Genomic DNA, 17,226 nt, shown 5'->3' with positions numbered 1-17,226 from the left:
TATAATACGATTAATTAAGTAGATGTGTTTTATATAATTTAATTTAAGGAGTATATATGATTATAGATTTTAAAGTACCGGTGGGAAGTAATAAAAATTAAATATGTATAGTTTAAGTACTGCTAATGGAGATAAGTTTCCACTAGCCTGGGTAGGAAGAGACAGCTATGTGGTGGGAGGAAAGATTACCAGCGGAGCTGATTTTACCCTTTCAGAAGGATATGCCGTTCATAATCTTCATATAGGTCAGTTTTCATCCATAGGTCATAGTTCCGATTTTACCATGGGATTAGGACATAATTATTTTAATTTATCCACAGGAGTATCGGAGCTTTTTAAAGAAGATAAAAACTATCCCTATGAAGGCAGCTATAAAGAAAAAGGTCAGATATTGATTCAAAATGATGTGTGGCTTGGACATAATGTCACGATTATGCCGGGAGTTATAATACACAACGGAGCAGTGGTGGCAGCCAATTCACATGTAGTTAAAGATGTGCCTCCTTACGCCATAGTAGGGGGTAATCCTGCAAAGATAATAAAATATAGATTCAGTGAAGAAATAATAAATAAGCTCCTTACTATTAAGTGGTGGAATTGGAGCAATGAAAAGATTAGGGAAAACGGCGAATTTTTCAAAAGTGAAGATATAAATGCTTTCTGCAGTAAATTCTATAATGAAGCATTAGAGGAAGATAGAAAAATAAAGGACGTAGAAATAGACAATCTGGAAAATACCTTCTTATATTTTATGGATTTTACAGAGCCATATCCTCTTTGGGAAAGGGTAATAAGAGAATTTGTAAAAGCTTTTAAATCTAAAGAAGACCATCTGTTAGTTTTATATATTGATGAAGAGTTTGCTAATAGTAACAGAGAATTAATGAATCTAATTCCTCAGTTTATAGACGAACTTTTTTTAGCTGCAAATTTTAAATGCAGCCTAAGTCTTCACTTTGGTAATAAAGAAAGTGAAAGAGCAGTATTCAGAAGGGTGGATTATTTAATCACCAACAGGGACAAGCATACAATTCTTCATTCAGAATATGCCTATGAAAACAAGGTTAAAGTAATTTCCGGAGTGGATAGTCCTATATTTGAGTAATAATTGGTGAATATATACAACTTAGAGCTTTTAGGTTGATATTAATCGTTAGTATTGGTAATTTATTATTACAAAATATGGTATAATAATAAGTGAAATGGAGTCTATTATTAAGCGATTTAATTATAAATAATGGATAGGGGGAAGGTTTATGTATGAGTATAAATATGTAAATTGCTCTATGGGAGGGATATTTACAGGAGATAATCACCAAAAGTTAATCGATGAACATGCTGCGGAGGGATGGAGACTAATACAGATTTTACCCTTATACTATACTTTAGAAGGAAGAGGAAAAGATTTTGAAATTATTTTTGAAAGGAAGATAGAAGAGTAAGAATTTTATAGTGTGACTTTCATAGTTTTTCAGAAAGATTCTCTTTTTAAATATGAAAGATAGTAAGGCTTTAAAAGATATTTGGTTTATCTTTTAAGGCCTTTTATAATATTTAAACTTAATAATAAGACAAACTTTGCTAAAATTCGACATTGATGATAAAATAATTTATGTCTAGATTCTAACAGTTGGGGGAAGAACGCTAATGAGTAACTTAAAAGCTAAAAAGACTACCATTATAGTATGTGTTGCTGTTTTAGTATTAGCGATAGCTTTTGGTGCAGCTTACAAAAGTGTACAAGCTAAAAAGACAGCGGAGTTAGAAAAACAGATAGCTCTGGAAGAAGAACGGTTAAAAGCTGAAGAGGAAGAGAAATTAAGGATTCAGGAAGAGGAGAGAAAAAAAGCGGAAGAGGAAGCCAGACTGAAGGCAGAGGAAGAAAAAATAAAAGCAGAGGAAGAAAAAAAGAAGGCTGAAGAGGAAGCTAAAAAAGATTCTCCTCAATCAATGGTGGCTTCAGAAGAATCCGCTAAAGAAAACTCTGACACTACCGCTTCAATTTTGGAATCAAATCTTCCTATGAAGAAAAGAATAGAAAAATATTTGGGTAAGGATATTAAAAAATTTGGTTTTATTTATTATGATTTAGCCACAAATGAGAAAATATCAATTAATAAAAATAAGGTATTTACAGCCGCCAGCACTTATAAGGTTGGGTTAAATATGGTTGCATATGAAGATGTAAGAAAAGGAGTTCTTGATATTAATAAAGGGATAAAGTATAATCCTGATACTGATTATGAAGGCGGTACAGGAATACTTCAGCAGCAGGTAAATACTACCTTAGCCAAACCGGTACCACTGCAAAAACTTCTTGATTTATCCATTACCCATTCTGATAATATTGCCACGCTAATGGCTTCAAGGGTTCTGGGAGGAACCAGTACAGTAAGAAAAAGAATGAATAGTATGGTGGGACTAAGCTGTGTTACATCAAGTAATAAAACCACTCCAGAGATTCAGTTCAGATTATTAAAAAAGCTATATGACAATAGACAAGATAGTTACTATGCTCACCTTATAAATGTGATGAAAAAGACTGTATTTCATGATAGACTGGATAAATATCTTCCACATAATAAGGTTGCTCATAAAATAGGAAATTACGGAGCAGCAGTTAATGATATTGGAATAGTGTTCACAGATAAGCCGTACATAATAGTAGCTTATTCAGAAGGAATTGATAATGCTGCAGAAAAGATTGCTAAAATTTCAAAGATGGTTTATACGGAACAGTTAAGAAAATAATAATTACCACCCTCTAGTTTGTACAAGCAATAAGGAGGGTGGTTTTATTAATTAAGTAGATTATATTGTTAATAAAATGCTGTTTTGCACTAAAAAAGCTGGTGTTATGTTATAATTGTGTCAATTATATGTATAAGTTATTAAATAATACTTTTTTATAATAATATTACATATAGTATAAAAGCTGTATTTTTAGCTTTATGGGAGAGATGGAAAATGAAGATAGGCACATTTGCAAAAAAACATAACGTTTCAATGCATACTATACGTCATTATTTAGATTTAGAGCTTTTACTTGCTGAAAAGATAGGTACTCAATACAGCTTCACTACAGAAGACAGCAGAGACATGGAAGAAATAAAAGAATTAAAGAGGCTTAAGTTTTCCTTGGAAGAAATTCAAAAGATATTTGTATATAAAAGACTGGACGGGAAAAAAACAATTGGATTTAATGAGCATTTCAGATTGTTCCTTGAAAATAAAAAAGAAGAATTAAGAAGGCACATGGAGGATATAGAAGAAACCTTGTCCTATGTAGATAAGAAGATTTATCAGCTGAAGGCTTCAGAAAGCAAAAGAAGACAATTAAACTTTCCAATCAATATGGTAGTATACCTAAGGTGTGCTCACTGCGGCAGTGAATTAAACTTATATGAAGCTAATATAGAAAACAATATGGTTACATCAGGTAATTTTATCTGCAGCTGCGGCTATAAAATAACCATACAAAATGGGATTATAGTAGATAAAAGCGCTGTGAAAAATAAGGATACACCCTCTAAGAATGAATACTACGAAAAAACCTCACCTAAATTCATCAATTATATATTTAAAAGCATAGAAACTTTGATGAAAGCTATTGAAAAGGAAGATGTGGAAAAGAAGGTGATTCTGGAATTATCTCACTGCAGTGGATTCTTTCTAATGAAATATATGCCCTATCTTCCTAAAGAATCTACTTATATATTAGTGGACTATGATTTCAATAGATTATATGATTTAAAAAGGAATTTAGAAGCAAACAGCGATCACAAGAACTTTATATTTCTATGCTGCGACTTTGATAAGCTTCCTTTGATGAACAACCTTATAAGCCTTGTAATAGACTGCTTTACAAATAAGGAGCATGCTAAAAAGGATGGCAGAGTATTTAAAGATAATATACTCCCTTTGATAAAAAGTGGGGGACATACAGCCTGTATATACACTTATTTTAGTCCTTCTGATTTATACAGCAATGAGGTTCAGGGGAAAGACAAAGATATTTATAACAAAGAGCATTTATTAACTATGCTTGAATCTGGAGGCGTCCATAGAGTTTATCTTAAAGAAAGGGAAACTGCAGAACAGGGAAATGGATATAATTCTGCCGGTAAGGGAGTTAATTATCAGCATTTAATATATTTAGGAAGTAAATAAAGAGAATGAAGGTATAACAAAAGCTCAGGTCAACACTAGCTTTTGTTATTTTTTATCAAAGTGCCTTTAAAGTGCAAGGGTAAAGGATGCTTTAAGCAAGAAATAATTGATAAATAATAGGGTATAGTAATTCTGTATAAAAACAGCTTGCTATACCCTTTATTATTTATTATAAGTTTAGTAATTCCTTAAGGGTGGTGTCTTTGTTATTTATTCCTGCATCTATAAACCTCAGCATATAATTATGAAAGTCTCGTATTTTTTCAGGTTTAAGCACCATTTTTTGATATTCATAATAAAACCTTAAGGCTCCGGAACCGTCATCATCCATTACAGTTGCATAAAACACATTGCTGGCAGCGCCATTGCAGTACCATTTTGTATGAATTTTGGTTCCTTTAGGGCCAACTAAAGGTATAGGCTGAAAGGTTAATGAACCTGTAGAGTATCCTTGGGTAGGCTTTACATTATAAACCTTTTTCATGAGCTCTAAGACCTCTAAAGGATTAATAGCGGAATGTTTATATATGCTGCTCTGCTTTTCTGCTATTATTTCCAGGGCCTCCAGAAAAGTAGTATCTTCATCGATTACAGTTCTGAAAGGAATAAAGTATACTCTGCTTCCTCCGGAATTCTTTTCTTTTACAGTGCCTCTTCGTGCAAGAATAGTAAAAAATATAACATCCTTTTCTCTTCTGTTGACCTTAGACAGATAGCTCCTATATGCAAGCATAATCATAGTTTGAATAGGGAGTCTGTACTGTGAACAAAAATCCTTCATCTTCATTACTGTTTCAGAAGAAATAAGATGAATTTCATGTGCCGCAAAAGTTATAAGAGCTACTGTGTTTGCCTTACGGCAGCTGGGGTCTTTAGTTTTTTTTCGGGCTTTATCCAAGGCTTTAGGTCCATTGAGGTGCGTATACATAGGTTCATTATCCGGATTAAATTCTTTAGCCCAGAATTCCTTATCTCTGGCATATTGAGGGGTATTAATATAATTAAGCTCCTCCTCCATAACGGACTTATATTCTGAAGGCGGTTTTGGCAGCTCTTCGCTATTTTTTAAGGCTTCATAAATGCCCATTACATCCTTAAAGAAATTGCATATTCCCCAGGAATCAAGTATTAGATGGCTTACTACAAAGAATATCCCTTTCATGCCTCTGCAGTTTTTAAGAAGATATATTCTGCTTAAGGGCTTATCAAAGTGTGTGACCCTTTTAGAAGCAAGCTTTCTAAAAAGTGTTTCTGTATCCTCATCTGAAGTATCTTTAAGGTCAAGGATATGAAGCTCCGGTTCTTCTTTATCTACAAAGTATTGTTTTATTTTGTCTTCATGAGAAGTAAGCCTTATTCTAAAGCTGTCCATTCTTTGAAAGGCTTTTAAAGCAGAATCCTTTAAAAGCTCGAAATCCGTTTCTCCTTCCAGCAATAACAATGTGGATACATTGTTTATCTGCTTTTGAAAGGAATATTTCTGACTGAAAAACAGAATATGCTGCGCCGGGGTTAATGGATATAACTCCTTATTCATTCTTCCCACTCTCCTGAAATTATTATTCTATAGATTTAAGGGATTCTACCATTGGTATATTAACTAGCTTTTTATACATAGCGAGGTTTACCAATATTGAGAAAACCATAGTGATTATAAAGGAATATAAAAAGCTTACAGGCTTTATAAGGTTTCCAAACATGATGCCATCCTGTTCGATAGAAACCATAATATATCTGTGCAGAAAGATTCCCAGTATTAAGCCCGCAAGTGCTCCAATTAGAGAAAGTATTATATTTTCTCTGTAAACATAAGAGGTTACCTCAGGATTATAGAAACCAAGTACCTTTATTGTGGCAATTTCTCTGATTCTTTCTCCAATATTAATATTTGTTAGATTATAAAGTACCACAAAGGCAAGAAGTCCCGCACATATTATAATCACGTATACTATATTGTTAAGACTGCTTATCTTTTCCTGAAATTCTGAAGCCACTGCTGAATAGAAGGTTATAGATGCTATGCTTCCATCCTTTATTAAAGTACGGCTTATGTCTCTTTCTATATCTGCAGAAGTTTCTTTAAGCTTGATTAACAGACTGTTTGTATCCTTTGACAGCCTAAAGACTTCATTGTAATATTCCTGTGACATATAAGCATAATGGAACACATAGTTTTCTGTAATGTCAGCTACTTCGATTTTTTTCCGTGATCCGTTGCTGTTGTCTAATTCAATAGAGCTTCCTATTCCAACGCCCAGCTCCTTAGCAAGCTTTTCTGTGATTACTATTCCTTTAGAGGGAAGAGAGAAATTTTTGCCGTCCTTTCGATTTCTTAAAGTTATATACTCATTAAATTCATTCCCATCCTTAGGAACTATTAAAGTTACAGGGATATCCTTGGCTCCGGAATTCACAGAGGCATTAAATTCTGTACACTCAATAAGATCCTGGAACCTGCTGTCTTTTTTAAGTTGATTCATTACCCTGGCTCTGTCATCTTTAGAAGCTTCTGCTTTGTATCTAAGGCTTAAATCATAGTTGAATATTTCCCTGTACTGTTTATTAACCACCTGGCTTATGGAATTATTTAAACCGAAGCCAGCAAGGAGAAGGGCTGCACATCCGGAAATTCCTATCACCGTCATAAAGAAGCGCTTCTTATATCTAAAGAGGTTCCTTGCAGTAACCTTTTGAGAAAAGGAAAGTTTTTTCCATATAGAAGTTATCTTTTCTAAGAAAATAGCTTTTCCTGCTTTAGGTGCTTTTGGTCTTAAAAGCATAGAAGGCATTTCCTTCAGCTCATTATAGCAGGCTCCAAGGGAAGCGGAGGTGGTGACTATAATCCCCATAATTATGCTTATAAAGGTAAGCATAGGTTGTTTTACATGGATTAAACCAGGTATTGTATACATCATAGAGTAAGAATTAAAAATTACTTTTGGGAAGGTATTCATACCTATAAATATCCCTGATATGCCTCCAAAAAAACTGGCTATTGCAGCATACAGCACATATTTTGAAGCTATGGAGCTGCTGCTGTAACCCAGAGCTTTATAGGTTCCTATAATACCCCTCTGCTCATCTACCATACGGGTCATGGTGGTTAAGCATACCAAAGCTGCTACAAGAAAGAAAAATACCGGGAATACGTTAGCAATGGCATTTATACGCTCTGCTGTGAGCTTATAGTCCATAAATCCATAGTTAGAGGTTCTGTCAAGTATATGCCACTTAGGTTTAGAAAGCCTTTCGATTTCATCCTCGCCTCGGATTATCTTTTCCCTGGCTTCTTCAAGCTTTGTTGCTCCCTCAAGCTTCTTTTTTTCGAATTCCTCTTTTGATGCATTGTATTTTTCCCAGCCCTCCTTTAATTTTTTTTCAGCTGCAGCAAATTCCGCATTAGCTTTTTTATCCCCGGAAGCTAAATCCCTTTTTGCCTTGGAGAGCTCAGCTCTTCCCTGATCTAAAGACTTCCTTGCTTTATCCAGCTGCTCTTTGGCTTTTTTAGGCTGGCCTTGTACATAATCATTTAGGTTGTTAGCGGATTTGAGCTCATTATCTAAAAGTCCTACTAATGCTTTATACCCAGCCAGAAGCTCCTCTTTGGCAGCCCTTTCTTCAGGAGTAAGGTTAGGATTTTGAAGCTCCGATTCTAGCTTGGCTATCTGAGACTTAGCATCATTCATACGGGAATTAATGCCTTTAATTATATTATCAAGGTTTTCCAAATCTTTTCCGTAAAGCTCCATAGCCTGATTATAGTCCTTTAATGCCTGAGCGTAGGATGCTTCGCCCTCAGCCAGTTCCTTCTCTGCATCTACTATAGCTTTAACTGCTGCTTTTCGATTAGCATAATAATTTTCCTTTTCCACTTTAAGGGTGGTTTCACCTTCTACAAGCTCTGCATGAGCATCATTTAATTCTTTTTCAGCATTGCTGATTTCTTCATCATAAGAGGCTTTAGCTTTATTGTATTCATCTTTAGCCTCTTGAAGCTTTTTCATGGCTTGCGCTTTAATATCTTCAAGTCTTATGGAGCTCCTGTCCACACCAAGATTCTCCAGGTTAGAGAGGGCTTTTTCAATTAATTTTTCATATGCCTTACTGTAGGAATTTAAAGCCTTAGCTTCCTTTACTGTCACCAAAGCTTCTGTATATACAGGATATTTAAAATCCTCTTCAGGTATCATTAAAAATAGGTTTACCTTTCCTCCGCCAACCTCTGAGGGTCCCTTTTCATAGGATAAATAATAAGGAGATACCGCTTTGCCAACTATAGTGTAGGTATCTTTATTAAGTGCTTCTTCAGTTAAAGGAATATCCTTACCGGAGCTTAATTTAAGGGTATCACCTATTTTTAAACCTAAATTTATATTTTTAAACTCTTCTATAACACATTCTCCTGATGCTCTTGGCAGTCTGCCTTCTACTATATTAACTGCATTTATATATTCATAATCTGCATTCTTTATTACCTGTGAAGGCACACTGTGGAGCCTGAATACGAATTCTGTAGTTTCAATCATGCTTACTGCATCAACAAAATATCCAGGCTGAACTTTGTCTACATTTTCTACTTTGGATATTTCTTCAATATCCTCTTTTGACAATCCCAATGTAGACATAATCCTTATATCCATCATGTTGTAGTCATCATAATACTTATCAGCGCTATGCCTCATATCCGGTGCTGATGCTTTAACTCCTGAAAAAAAAGATACCCCTATAAGCACTATTGTAAAAATGGATATAAATCTTCCCAGGGATTTTCGTATTTCCCTCCTGAAATCCTTAAATAAAACCCCTTTCATATTACCAACCTACCTTTTCTACATCCATAGGCGTTTCATTAAGGGTTACCGAATCAATAAGACCGCTTTTTACCCTTATAACCCTGTCTCCTACATCTGTAAGTGCTAGATTATGGGTGATAATAACCACTGTCATACCTGTGTTTCTGCAGGTATCCTGAAGAAGCTTTAATATTGATTTTCCTGTTTCATAATCTAAAGCTCCTGTAGGTTCATCGCACAAGAGCAGTTTAGGGTTTTTGGCCAGTGCTCTTGCTATAGCTACTCTCTGCTGTTCTCCTCCGGAAAGCTGTGATGGAAAATTATTTTTTCTATCTGTAAGACCGACATCAGCTATGACTTTTTCAATATCCAGAGGATTTTTGCTTACTTGAGAGGCAAGTTCTACGTTTTCTATAGCGGTGAGATTCTGCACCAGATTATAAAATTGAAATACAAAGCCCACATCATAGCGACGGTAGGTAATGAGCTCCTTTTCATTATAGGCGCTGATATCTTCACCCTCTACCATGATTTTTCCGGAGGTTGGAGTATCCATTCCTCCAAGAATATTTAAAATTGTGCTTTTACCGGCACCGCTGGCTCCAGCTATAATTACAAATTCTCCTTTAGAAATAGAAAAATCCACGCCTGCCAGAGCTTCTATTTCTACTTCACCCATTTTATATATCTTTTTTACCTTATTAAATTCAATAAACTGTTCCATGACTTATTGCCTTTCCGACCCCATAGCAGCAAGAGGTCAAATAATTTTTACTGTCCTCTAGTAAAATAAATCTGCATTTGCTGCGATTTGATTTAATAACATTATCTTCAATATTAAAGGTGATGTTTTTCATAGGGTAGGACATACCCATTCCTAAGGCTTTTATATAGCTTTCTTTCAATGTCCAAAGCTTAAAGAATTCCTTTTCAGGATAAGAAGAATCCAAAACCAGTTTTTTCTCAAAATCGCTAAAACAGCGGTTTAAAGCATAAGGTCTGAATTTCACTATCTTTTCAATATCTATGCCAACAGGTGCGATATTTGATATACCTAAGGCTACAGCACCTTCACAGTGGCTTATATTAAAATATAGTTTAGGATAACCTTTAAGGTGAGGCTTTCCCCACTTATTTTTTATAACCTTTTCCCGGTTAAAAAGTATTCCTTCCTCCATAAATAAGCCTAAAGAAAGAAAAGAATAAGCAAGGTCGCTTAGAGCCTTACCTTTAAAAGCTTCAGGCTCTTTTAAATATCCTGTATAAATTACTGCAGCTTTTTCAGGATATATTCCTTCACATCTCCTACTGTTTCCAGTTTTCTCAAGTCCCGGTCCGGTATTTCTATCCCTAAAGCTTCTTCCATCTTTCCCACTATATTTGCAAAGTCATAGGAATTAAGGTTAAGATCTTGAAGAAAATTAGTTTCTTCTGTGATGGTTTCCTCATCCACCTCTACAAACTCTATAATTGTTTTTCTTATCATATTAAGCACTAATAAAATCCTCCTCTCTTAATGACTGCCTCTTAATTTTTTTTGTGGTGGTTTTTTCAAATTCTTTTTCGCTTACGAATATACTGCTTATTCTTTTATAAAGAGCAAGCCTTCTATTTACCCTTTTTATATCGTTTTTTATCATTTGTCTAAGGGTTTCGTAGCCTTTTTCATGAACATATTCAGGATCAAAGTATACATATGCATGAATAGTATCTTCATTATTCTTGGACATGGAAGCGGTGACTACTACTTCTTTTACATAAGGGATAGAAGTAGTTATGATTTCCTCAAGCTCTTCAGGATGAACATTCTTTCCGTTAGTGAGTATTATGAGATTTTTATCCCTGCCGGTTATAAAAAGGAAGCCTTCTCTGTCTAAATATCCTCTATCTCCTGTTATGAACCAACCGTCCTCCGTAAAAGCAGTTTTTGTGCTTTTATCATCTTTGTAATAACCAAGCATTACGTTGTCACCTTTAACCTGTATTTCTCCGTTGCCGTCTTTATCTTTATTGGTTATTCTTACCTTGCAGATAGGAACTATATATCCCACAGAACCAAGTTTCTTCCATGCAGTACAGTTAGCTGCTACAAGGGGAGCACATTCGGAAATTCCATAGCCGTTAACTACGTTTATTCCCATATTATCGAAGGATGTTATGATTTCGGATCTTAAAGGAGCTCCGCCGCAGACTATTTGTTCAAGGTTTCCTCCAAAGTAGCTCAATATAGGTTTAAAATATTTTCTTCTCATATCAATTCCCAGTTTTCTTATGAGATTACTGAACTTAATTCCGTATTTTAAATGTCCGGATAGACCATTTTCGGCAGCTTGTTTCCATATCATCTTGTCCATTGATTCTAAGAATAAAGGAACCATAATGCTAAAATCAGGCTTAAATCTTTTTAGATTTTTAGATAGATTTTTCAAGCTGTCATTAAAACAAACGGTAAGTCCCCAATATATTCCTCCTAGTATATGACAGGAACATTCATAGGAGTGGTTTAAAGGAAGGACTGAAATACTTATCTTACCGGGTTTTATCAGGTGAAAAGCTCCATAAACTACTGACATAATGTTTTTTTGACTGAGCATTACTCCTTTATTAGCACCGGTAGTGCCTGAGGTAAATATTATTTCAGACATTTTATCTACGTCTATAGGAGCTCCTAAAAACTCCCTGTTACCTTGCTTGAGCAAGAGCTTTCCTTCTTCTATAAGTGAAGTAAGACTGTGGAAATCACCTATATCCTCCTGAGGATTCATAACTATACAGCTGCTGATTTTGGGACATAAAGAAAGGATATTGTTCATAGTAGGAATGAAGGTTTCTGAACATATTACCCCATCAGCATCGCAGTTATTCAAAAGCATGGCAATATCTTCATCAGTGAGATCCTTATCCATGGGAATGACAACACCTACACCATTAATTACTGCTAGATAGCTTACTACCCAGGCGTAGGAGTTTTCTCCAAGCAGAGCAATATGCTTTCCCTCGAAGCCCCTGTGGAGAAGGGCAGTTCCCAATGCGTTCATATCTTCCTCCAGCTGGATAAAGCTGTATTCTAATACTTCCTTAGAAGGCCCTATTTCCTTATAAGCTGTTCGGTTTCGGTATAGGTCTGTGGCACGCTTTACCATGGTTCTTATGTCCCTAATCTTTTCAGCATGATATAAATTCCTTTTCAAAACAATTCTCCTTTCTGTTATGACTATTAAGATATTAAACTTCTTTGTTATCAAAGGGCCTTAAATGGGGAGATATTTTAATATATTATTTTTAAAAATTATTAGAACAGATTCATATATCTTCTTTTATCTATTTAATAGTTGTTTTTTTACAAAGAAGTAAGTGTATATATAAATTAATAAAAGATAATGTCGAAGGTTATTTTTTTTAAAAAAGAAAATAATAACAGACATTGGTTAAAGTTTGTTTCCATAGTCAATATATGTTGAAAAGGGTTAAATGATACAATTACCAGTACATAGATGGAATAAAAAAATATTTATATGCAATTGAATATTAATTTAATCGATGATAAAATTAATTAGTGACCGACCAGTCGGTCGGAGGAGATGTTCTAGGGGGAAAATATATGTTTTCAAAATTTAGTGTTAAAAAACCTTTAACGGTTTTTGTAGGAGTTATACTGGTTATACTTTTAGGAATACTATCCTTTACAGGTATGACTACAGATTTGCTGCCAAAGATAGACCTGCCTTATGTTGTAGTGGTAACAACCTATCCTGGGGCAAGTCCTGAAAAAGTGGAGCTTTCAGTGACTAAGCCTCTTGAAAAAGTATTAGCTACTTCCAGTGGAATAAAAAATATAAATAGTATTTCAAGAGAAAATTCCAGCATGATCATCCTGGAATTTGATCAGAAAACAAATATGGACAGTGTGATGATTGATTTAAGCGGAAAGCTGGATTTAGTAAAGCCGCAGCTAGAGGATGAAGTTTCATCTCCTATGCTTATGAAAATGAATCCTGACATGATGCCTATAATGATTGCAAGTGTGGATATAAACGATTCAGAGCTTAAGGAAACCTCTAAGGCTGTAGAAGAAAAAATAATACCATCCTTTGAAAGGATAGAGGGAGTGGCTTCCGTGGAAGCCACAGGGCTAATAAAGGAAAGTATAAAAATAACTCTTGATGATAAAAAAATACAGAACCTTAATGACAAGGTTCTTAAATCTGTGGATTCAAAGCTTGCAGAGTCTAAAAAGAAATTAGACAGCGGAAAAGCAAAAGTTGCTGAAGGTAAAGCTGTTTTAGCCAGAGAAAGTGCAGGTAAGACAGAAGAACTGGTAGAGGGAAGCATAGCTTTAGGAGAAGGTAAAAATCAAATAGAGTCAGCCCTTAATAATCTGCCTAAGCTTCAAAAGGATTTAGAGAAGCAAAAGAAGGATTTAACATGGCAGAGGGATGCTCTTGCGTGGATAATCAAAAATAAAGAAGAAAATGGACTTCCGGTATCAGAAGAAGAAAAGAGGACCCTGGAACAGTTGGAAAAAGGGATTAAAGCCGTAGAGGATGGACTTTTAAATATAAAAGCCCAGGAGCCTGTACTAAGTGAAAAGCTTAATAGTATAAGAGAAAGTCAGAAAAAGCTTGAAATGGGGAAAATCACTTTAACTCAGGAGCTCACCAAAGCTTCCATGAATCTTGCAAACAGCGAAGCGGAACTTGAGAAGGCTTCTAAGGAATTTGAAAAAGCAAGGGATGAGGCTTATAAAAAGGCTGATTTAGATGGGGTAATAACAAAGGATACCATAAGTAAAATATTAATGGCTGAAAACTTCTCCATGCCTGCAGGATATATTAAGGAAGGAGAAGAGCAGTATATCGTAAAGGTTGGGGATAAATTTTCAAGCTTGGAGGAACTTAAAAACCTGGTTCTTTTTAATATTGAAGCTGGAGGAGTAGGAGAAGTTCACCTAGAGGATATAGGAAGTATAGAGTTTACAGATAACTCCAAGGATATGTATGCAAAGATAAATGGCAATGACGGAATTATACTGTCCTTTCAAAAGCAGAGTACTGCTTCTACTTCTGAGGTATCTAAGAAGCTTAATAAAAATATAGAAAAGCTTGTGGAAGAAAATCCTGAAATGCATATAACACCTCTGCAGGATCAGGGAGTTTATATCCATATTGTAATTGATTCTGTAATGAATAATTTAATTTTAGGAGGAATACTTGCAGTTGTAATTTTATTTATATTCCTGAGAAATATAAGGCCTACAATAATAATAGCCTTCAGTATTCCTATAAGCCTTATGTTTGCTCTTGTAATGATGTATTTCAGCGGTGTAACCATGAACATAATATCTTTAGCAGGATTAGCTTTAGGGGTAGGAATGCTGGTGGATAACAGCATAGTGGTAATTGAAAATATATACAGGCTGAGAAGTGATGGAATGAATGTGGTACAGGCGGCAGTAAAGGGAGCCAATCAGGTTGCTGGGGCTATATTTGCTTCAACCCTAACCACTATATGCGTTTTTCTTCCTATAGTATTCACTCAGGGCATATCCAGACAGCTATTTACGGATATGGGATTAACTATTGCTTATTCCCTTTTGGCAAGCCTTATAATAGCTTTAACACTAGTTCCTACGATGGCATCCACCATGCTTAAAAATAATAAGGACAAAGAACATAAAGCTTTTGACAGATTTTTAAATAAATATGAAAGCTGGTTGAATTTCAGTCTTAAGCATAAGTGGGTAGTGCTTATTTCAGCCTTGGTTCTCTTCGTTGGAAGTTTTTTGTTAAGTGTGTCTAAGGGAACCAGCCTCATGCCATCAATGGACAGCAATCAGATTTCTGTGTCTCTTGAAATGCCAAAGGGCACTTCTATAAAAGAGACCAGGGAAATGAGCGATGTTATTATAGACAGGATCAGCTCCATTTCTGATGTAAAGACAGTAGGTGCTCTTCAAGGCAGTGGGGAAGGAGCTGTCTTTGGAGGGGGAAACAAAAATGTATCCTTTTATGTATTATTAAAAGAGGATAAACAGCTTTCAAGTCACGACATAGGAAGCTTGATTTCAAAAGAGACCTCTGACTTAAACTGTAAGCTCACCGTAAGAAGCGAAAATATGGATATGTCAGCCTTAGGTGGTTCCGGAGTAGAGGTTATAGTAAAGGGAAGAGATTTAGATGAACTTAAAAGGATAAGTAAGGATATTGCTAAGATTTTGGAAGATACTGAGGGAATAAAGGATATATCTAAGGGAGTAGATGAAGCTTCTTTAGAAACTCGTATAACAGTGGATAAGAACAAGGCTATGAAGCATGGTTTAACCGTGGCTCAGGTTTATCAGGAAATAGCATCGGCCATTAAAAGTGAAGTTTCAGCTGCTGCTGTAACCTTCCAAAACAGCGATTATCCTGTAATTATAGTAAATGATGCAAAAAGCTCACTGACTAAGGATACCCTTAAGGATTATGGCATTAAGGTTTCTAAGGAGGGAAAAGAAGAAAAGGTAAGCTTAAAGGATATAGCCTCCATAGAAGAGGTGGAAAGCCTTGAAGGGATAATGCATGATAATCAGTCCCGTTTCATTTCAGTTAAAGGTGCAGTAGATAAAAACCATAATGTTGGATTAGTAAGCAACGAGGTGGAGAAGAAGCTTAAGGATTATGAATTACCCCAGGGATATTCTATAAAAATGGGTGGAGAAAAAGAGGCTATGGAAAGTGCTTTTAAGGACTTAATTAAGATGATAGTCCTTGCCATAGCATTTATATACCTTATAATGGTTGCTCAGTTTCAATCCTTATTATCTCCTTTCATAGTAATGTTTACTATTCCATTGGCCTTTACCGGAGGTTTTCTGGCGCTGGTAATTACCGGTTTTGAGTTAAGCATGATTTCTATGCTTGGATTCTTAATGCTTTCAGGAATAGTAGTTAACAACGGTATCGTATTTGTGGATTATGTAAATCAGTTAAGGCTGGAGGGAGTGGATAAAAGAGAAGCTCTCGTTTTAACCGGCAGAACCAGAATGCGGCCAATACTTATGACAGCATTAACCACTGTGCTCGGCTTATTTACGTTAGCCTTGGGAATGGGCATGGGATCAGATATGATTCAGCCTATGGCTATAGTAACCATCGGAGGATTGACCTATGCAACTATCTTAACGCTTTTTATAGTTCCTATTATTTACGATATGCTTCATAAAAAAGATATAAAAGCTGTAGTAATAGAGGAGGATGTTTAGTGGAAAATAATGTTCACTCTGAAAAGGAAGTAATGGTTTTTAATGGAGTAACAAAGCTTATGAATGAAGGAGTAAGCCTTGATTCCGTGAAAGTAGCTGATATTGCTAAAGCAGCAGGTATAGGTAAAGGAACCATTTATGATTACTTCAGCTCAAAGGAAGAAATTTTGTTAAGGGCTCTCCTATATAATATGAATACAGAGCTTTCTGCAGCGTTAAAAAAGATAAATGCTGCAGAAGGCTTTAAGGGTAAATTTTACACTGTTTTGGATATAACGGAAAATCATATAAGAGATTATAACTCCTCCACAAGCAAACTGGCTTATAACTTAAGCCCCTATCAAATAAGCGGATTTTTAAGCAGGGACATGGAGGGAGCTGCTGCCAGAAAGAAGCTTATATCTGATACTATAGAAATCATTGCGGCTTTAGGAGTTAAAGAAGGAATAATAAAGGTCCAAGAGGATAAAGAATATCAGGCTGCAGTTTTTATAAGTGCGGTACTGGGTTTCGAAAATACTTTGCGATGCTGCAAAAATGAAGTTATGGATAATAATGAAGGCTTAAGTGATAAAATAGAAGAGAAAAAATACAGGGCGTATAAGCTGCTGGTAAAAGCTTTAAATTAACAGATTATAGGGCAGGAGGGATATTACTTTCCTGCTTTAATCTTTTATATCTGCATAAAGGTTAAGATGTTTTCAGCAGTAATAAAAACTCTCAGTATTTTCACAGCAGCTATGCAAAACATAAGATATACAGCCTGCCATAAACATACTTACATTCATTGTTGTTAAGCCTATATGTAAAACATACTATGCGGAGCCTAGATTATTGAACTTTAAGGATATATATGGTATTATCTAATTATAAAAATATTGAAAATAATATTGAATTATACTGACAAAATCTCTTGTATATTTTGCGCTTAAGAATTATTAAATATTTAATTCTATAAAGCTTAAGGAGAAGTTAAATGAATATACCAATTTAATACCCTAAATAATTGCAAATCCTATA

12 protein-coding genes are annotated in these 17,226 nt (G+C 35.1%); 6 read left to right on the top strand and 6 right to left on the bottom strand.

Going from position 1 to position 17,226, the window contains the following annotated elements; genetic code table 11:
• Positions 1-103 precede the first annotated feature (103 nt).
• The 4 genes from TA89_RS17825 to TA89_RS14965 all read left to right on the top strand — a co-directional run bounded on the left by TA89_RS17825 (position 104) and on the right by TA89_RS14965 (position 4,170).
• Positions 104-1,105, top strand: coding sequence for a CatB-related O-acetyltransferase (locus TA89_RS17825; protein WP_052447542.1), 1,002 nt, complete (start codon positions 104-106; stop codon positions 1,103-1,105).
• Positions 1,106-1,256: 151 nt separating this feature from the next.
• Positions 1,257-1,442: a DUF4177 domain-containing protein gene (locus TA89_RS14975; protein ID WP_040214561.1), complete on the top strand. Its 186-nt coding sequence runs from the start codon at positions 1,257-1,259 to the stop codon at positions 1,440-1,442.
• A 205-nt stretch (positions 1,443-1,647) separates the two neighbouring features.
• Positions 1,648-2,751 (top strand): serine hydrolase, encoded by a 1,104-nt coding sequence (locus TA89_RS14970; RefSeq protein WP_052447541.1) that lies wholly within the window; start codon positions 1,648-1,650, stop codon positions 2,749-2,751.
• 216 nt (positions 2,752-2,967) lie between these two features.
• A complete protein-coding gene (locus TA89_RS14965; RefSeq protein WP_040214560.1) occupies positions 2,968-4,170 on the top strand; it encodes a MerR family transcriptional regulator in 1,203 nt (400 codons plus the stop codon).
• 169 nt (positions 4,171-4,339) lie between these two features.
• Here the strand turns inward: TA89_RS14965 and TA89_RS14960 are convergent, their stop codons facing one another.
• From TA89_RS14960 to TA89_RS14935, 6 genes are all read right to left on the bottom strand, one after another.
• Positions 4,340-5,707 carry a condensation domain-containing protein gene (locus TA89_RS14960; protein WP_040214558.1) on the bottom strand — a complete coding sequence of 456 codons (1,368 nt, stop codon included), beginning with the start codon at positions 5,705-5,707 and terminating at the stop codon, positions 4,340-4,342.
• Positions 5,708-5,729: 22 nt separating this feature from the next.
• Positions 5,730-8,981, bottom strand: a complete 3,252-nt coding sequence (locus TA89_RS14955) for an ABC transporter permease (RefSeq protein ID WP_040214554.1) — start codon at positions 8,979-8,981, stop codon at positions 5,730-5,732.
• Between the two features lies 1 nt (position 8,982).
• Complete coding sequence (locus TA89_RS14950) at positions 8,983-9,687, bottom strand: ABC transporter ATP-binding protein (RefSeq protein WP_040214553.1); 705 nt, start codon at positions 9,685-9,687, stop codon at positions 8,983-8,985.
• A complete protein-coding gene (locus TA89_RS14945; protein WP_052447540.1) occupies positions 9,671-10,141 on the bottom strand; it encodes a 4'-phosphopantetheinyl transferase family protein in 471 nt (156 codons plus the stop codon). Before TA89_RS14945 ends, TA89_RS14950 begins: the two co-directional genes overlap by 17 nt.
• Before the next feature lie 89 nt (positions 10,142-10,230).
• Positions 10,231-10,449, bottom strand: a complete 219-nt coding sequence (locus tag TA89_RS14940) for an acyl carrier protein (RefSeq protein ID WP_052447555.1) — start codon at positions 10,447-10,449, stop codon at positions 10,231-10,233.
• Between the two features lies 1 nt (position 10,450).
• Complete coding sequence (locus tag TA89_RS14935; protein ID WP_052447539.1) at positions 10,451-12,154, bottom strand: AMP-binding protein; 1,704 nt, start codon at positions 12,152-12,154, stop codon at positions 10,451-10,453.
• A 410-nt stretch (positions 12,155-12,564) separates the two neighbouring features.
• On the opposite strand from TA89_RS14935, the gene TA89_RS14930 reads away from it, so the two are divergent.
• Together TA89_RS14930 and TA89_RS14925 are read left to right on the top strand one after the other, a co-directional pair.
• On the top strand, positions 12,565-16,206 hold the full coding sequence (locus TA89_RS14930) for an efflux RND transporter permease subunit (RefSeq protein ID WP_040214549.1): 3,642 nt from the start codon (positions 12,565-12,567) through the stop codon (positions 16,204-16,206).
• Positions 16,206-16,835: a TetR/AcrR family transcriptional regulator gene (locus TA89_RS14925; protein WP_040214547.1), complete on the top strand. Its 630-nt coding sequence runs from the start codon at positions 16,206-16,208 to the stop codon at positions 16,833-16,835. The genes TA89_RS14930 and TA89_RS14925 overlap by 1 nt, the downstream gene beginning before the upstream one ends.
• Positions 16,836-17,226 lie beyond the last annotated feature (391 nt).

This window comes from Clostridium polynesiense, assembly GCF_000820705.1.
Lineage (GTDB): Bacteria > Bacillota > Clostridia > Clostridiales > Clostridiaceae > Clostridium_AA > Clostridium_AA polynesiense.
The sequence above is the reverse complement of the archived record's forward strand: the minus strand, read 5'-3'. Positions and strand labels throughout refer to the sequence as shown.

What these genes read in the sequence shown, in the direction of transcription:
- TA89_RS17825 (WP_052447542.1), top strand. Translation starts at nt 104, where the DNA reads ATGTATAGTTTAAGTACTGCTAATGGAGATAAGTTTCCACTAGCCTGG.
- TA89_RS14975 (WP_040214561.1), top strand. Translation starts at nt 1,257, where the DNA reads ATGTATGAGTATAAATATGTAAATTGCTCTATGGGAGGGATATTTACA.
- TA89_RS14970 (WP_052447541.1), top strand. Translation starts at nt 1,648, where the DNA reads ATGAGTAACTTAAAAGCTAAAAAGACTACCATTATAGTATGTGTTGCT.
- TA89_RS14965 (WP_040214560.1), top strand. Translation starts at nt 2,968, where the DNA reads ATGAAGATAGGCACATTTGCAAAAAAACATAACGTTTCAATGCATACT.
- TA89_RS14960 (WP_040214558.1), bottom strand. Translation starts at nt 5,707, where the DNA reads ATGAATAAGGAGTTATATCCATTAACCCCGGCGCAGCATATTCTGTTT.
- TA89_RS14955 (WP_040214554.1), bottom strand. Translation starts at nt 8,981, where the DNA reads ATGAAAGGGGTTTTATTTAAGGATTTCAGGAGGGAAATACGAAAATCC.
- TA89_RS14950 (WP_040214553.1), bottom strand. Translation starts at nt 9,687, where the DNA reads ATGGAACAGTTTATTGAATTTAATAAGGTAAAAAAGATATATAAAATG.
- TA89_RS14945 (WP_052447540.1), bottom strand. Translation starts at nt 10,141, where the DNA reads ATGGAGGAAGGAATACTTTTTAACCGGGAAAAGGTTATAAAAAATAAG.
- TA89_RS14940 (WP_052447555.1), bottom strand. Translation starts at nt 10,449, where the DNA reads ATGATAAGAAAAACAATTATAGAGTTTGTAGAGGTGGATGAGGAAACC.
- TA89_RS14930 (WP_040214549.1), top strand. Translation starts at nt 12,565, where the DNA reads ATGTTTTCAAAATTTAGTGTTAAAAAACCTTTAACGGTTTTTGTAGGA.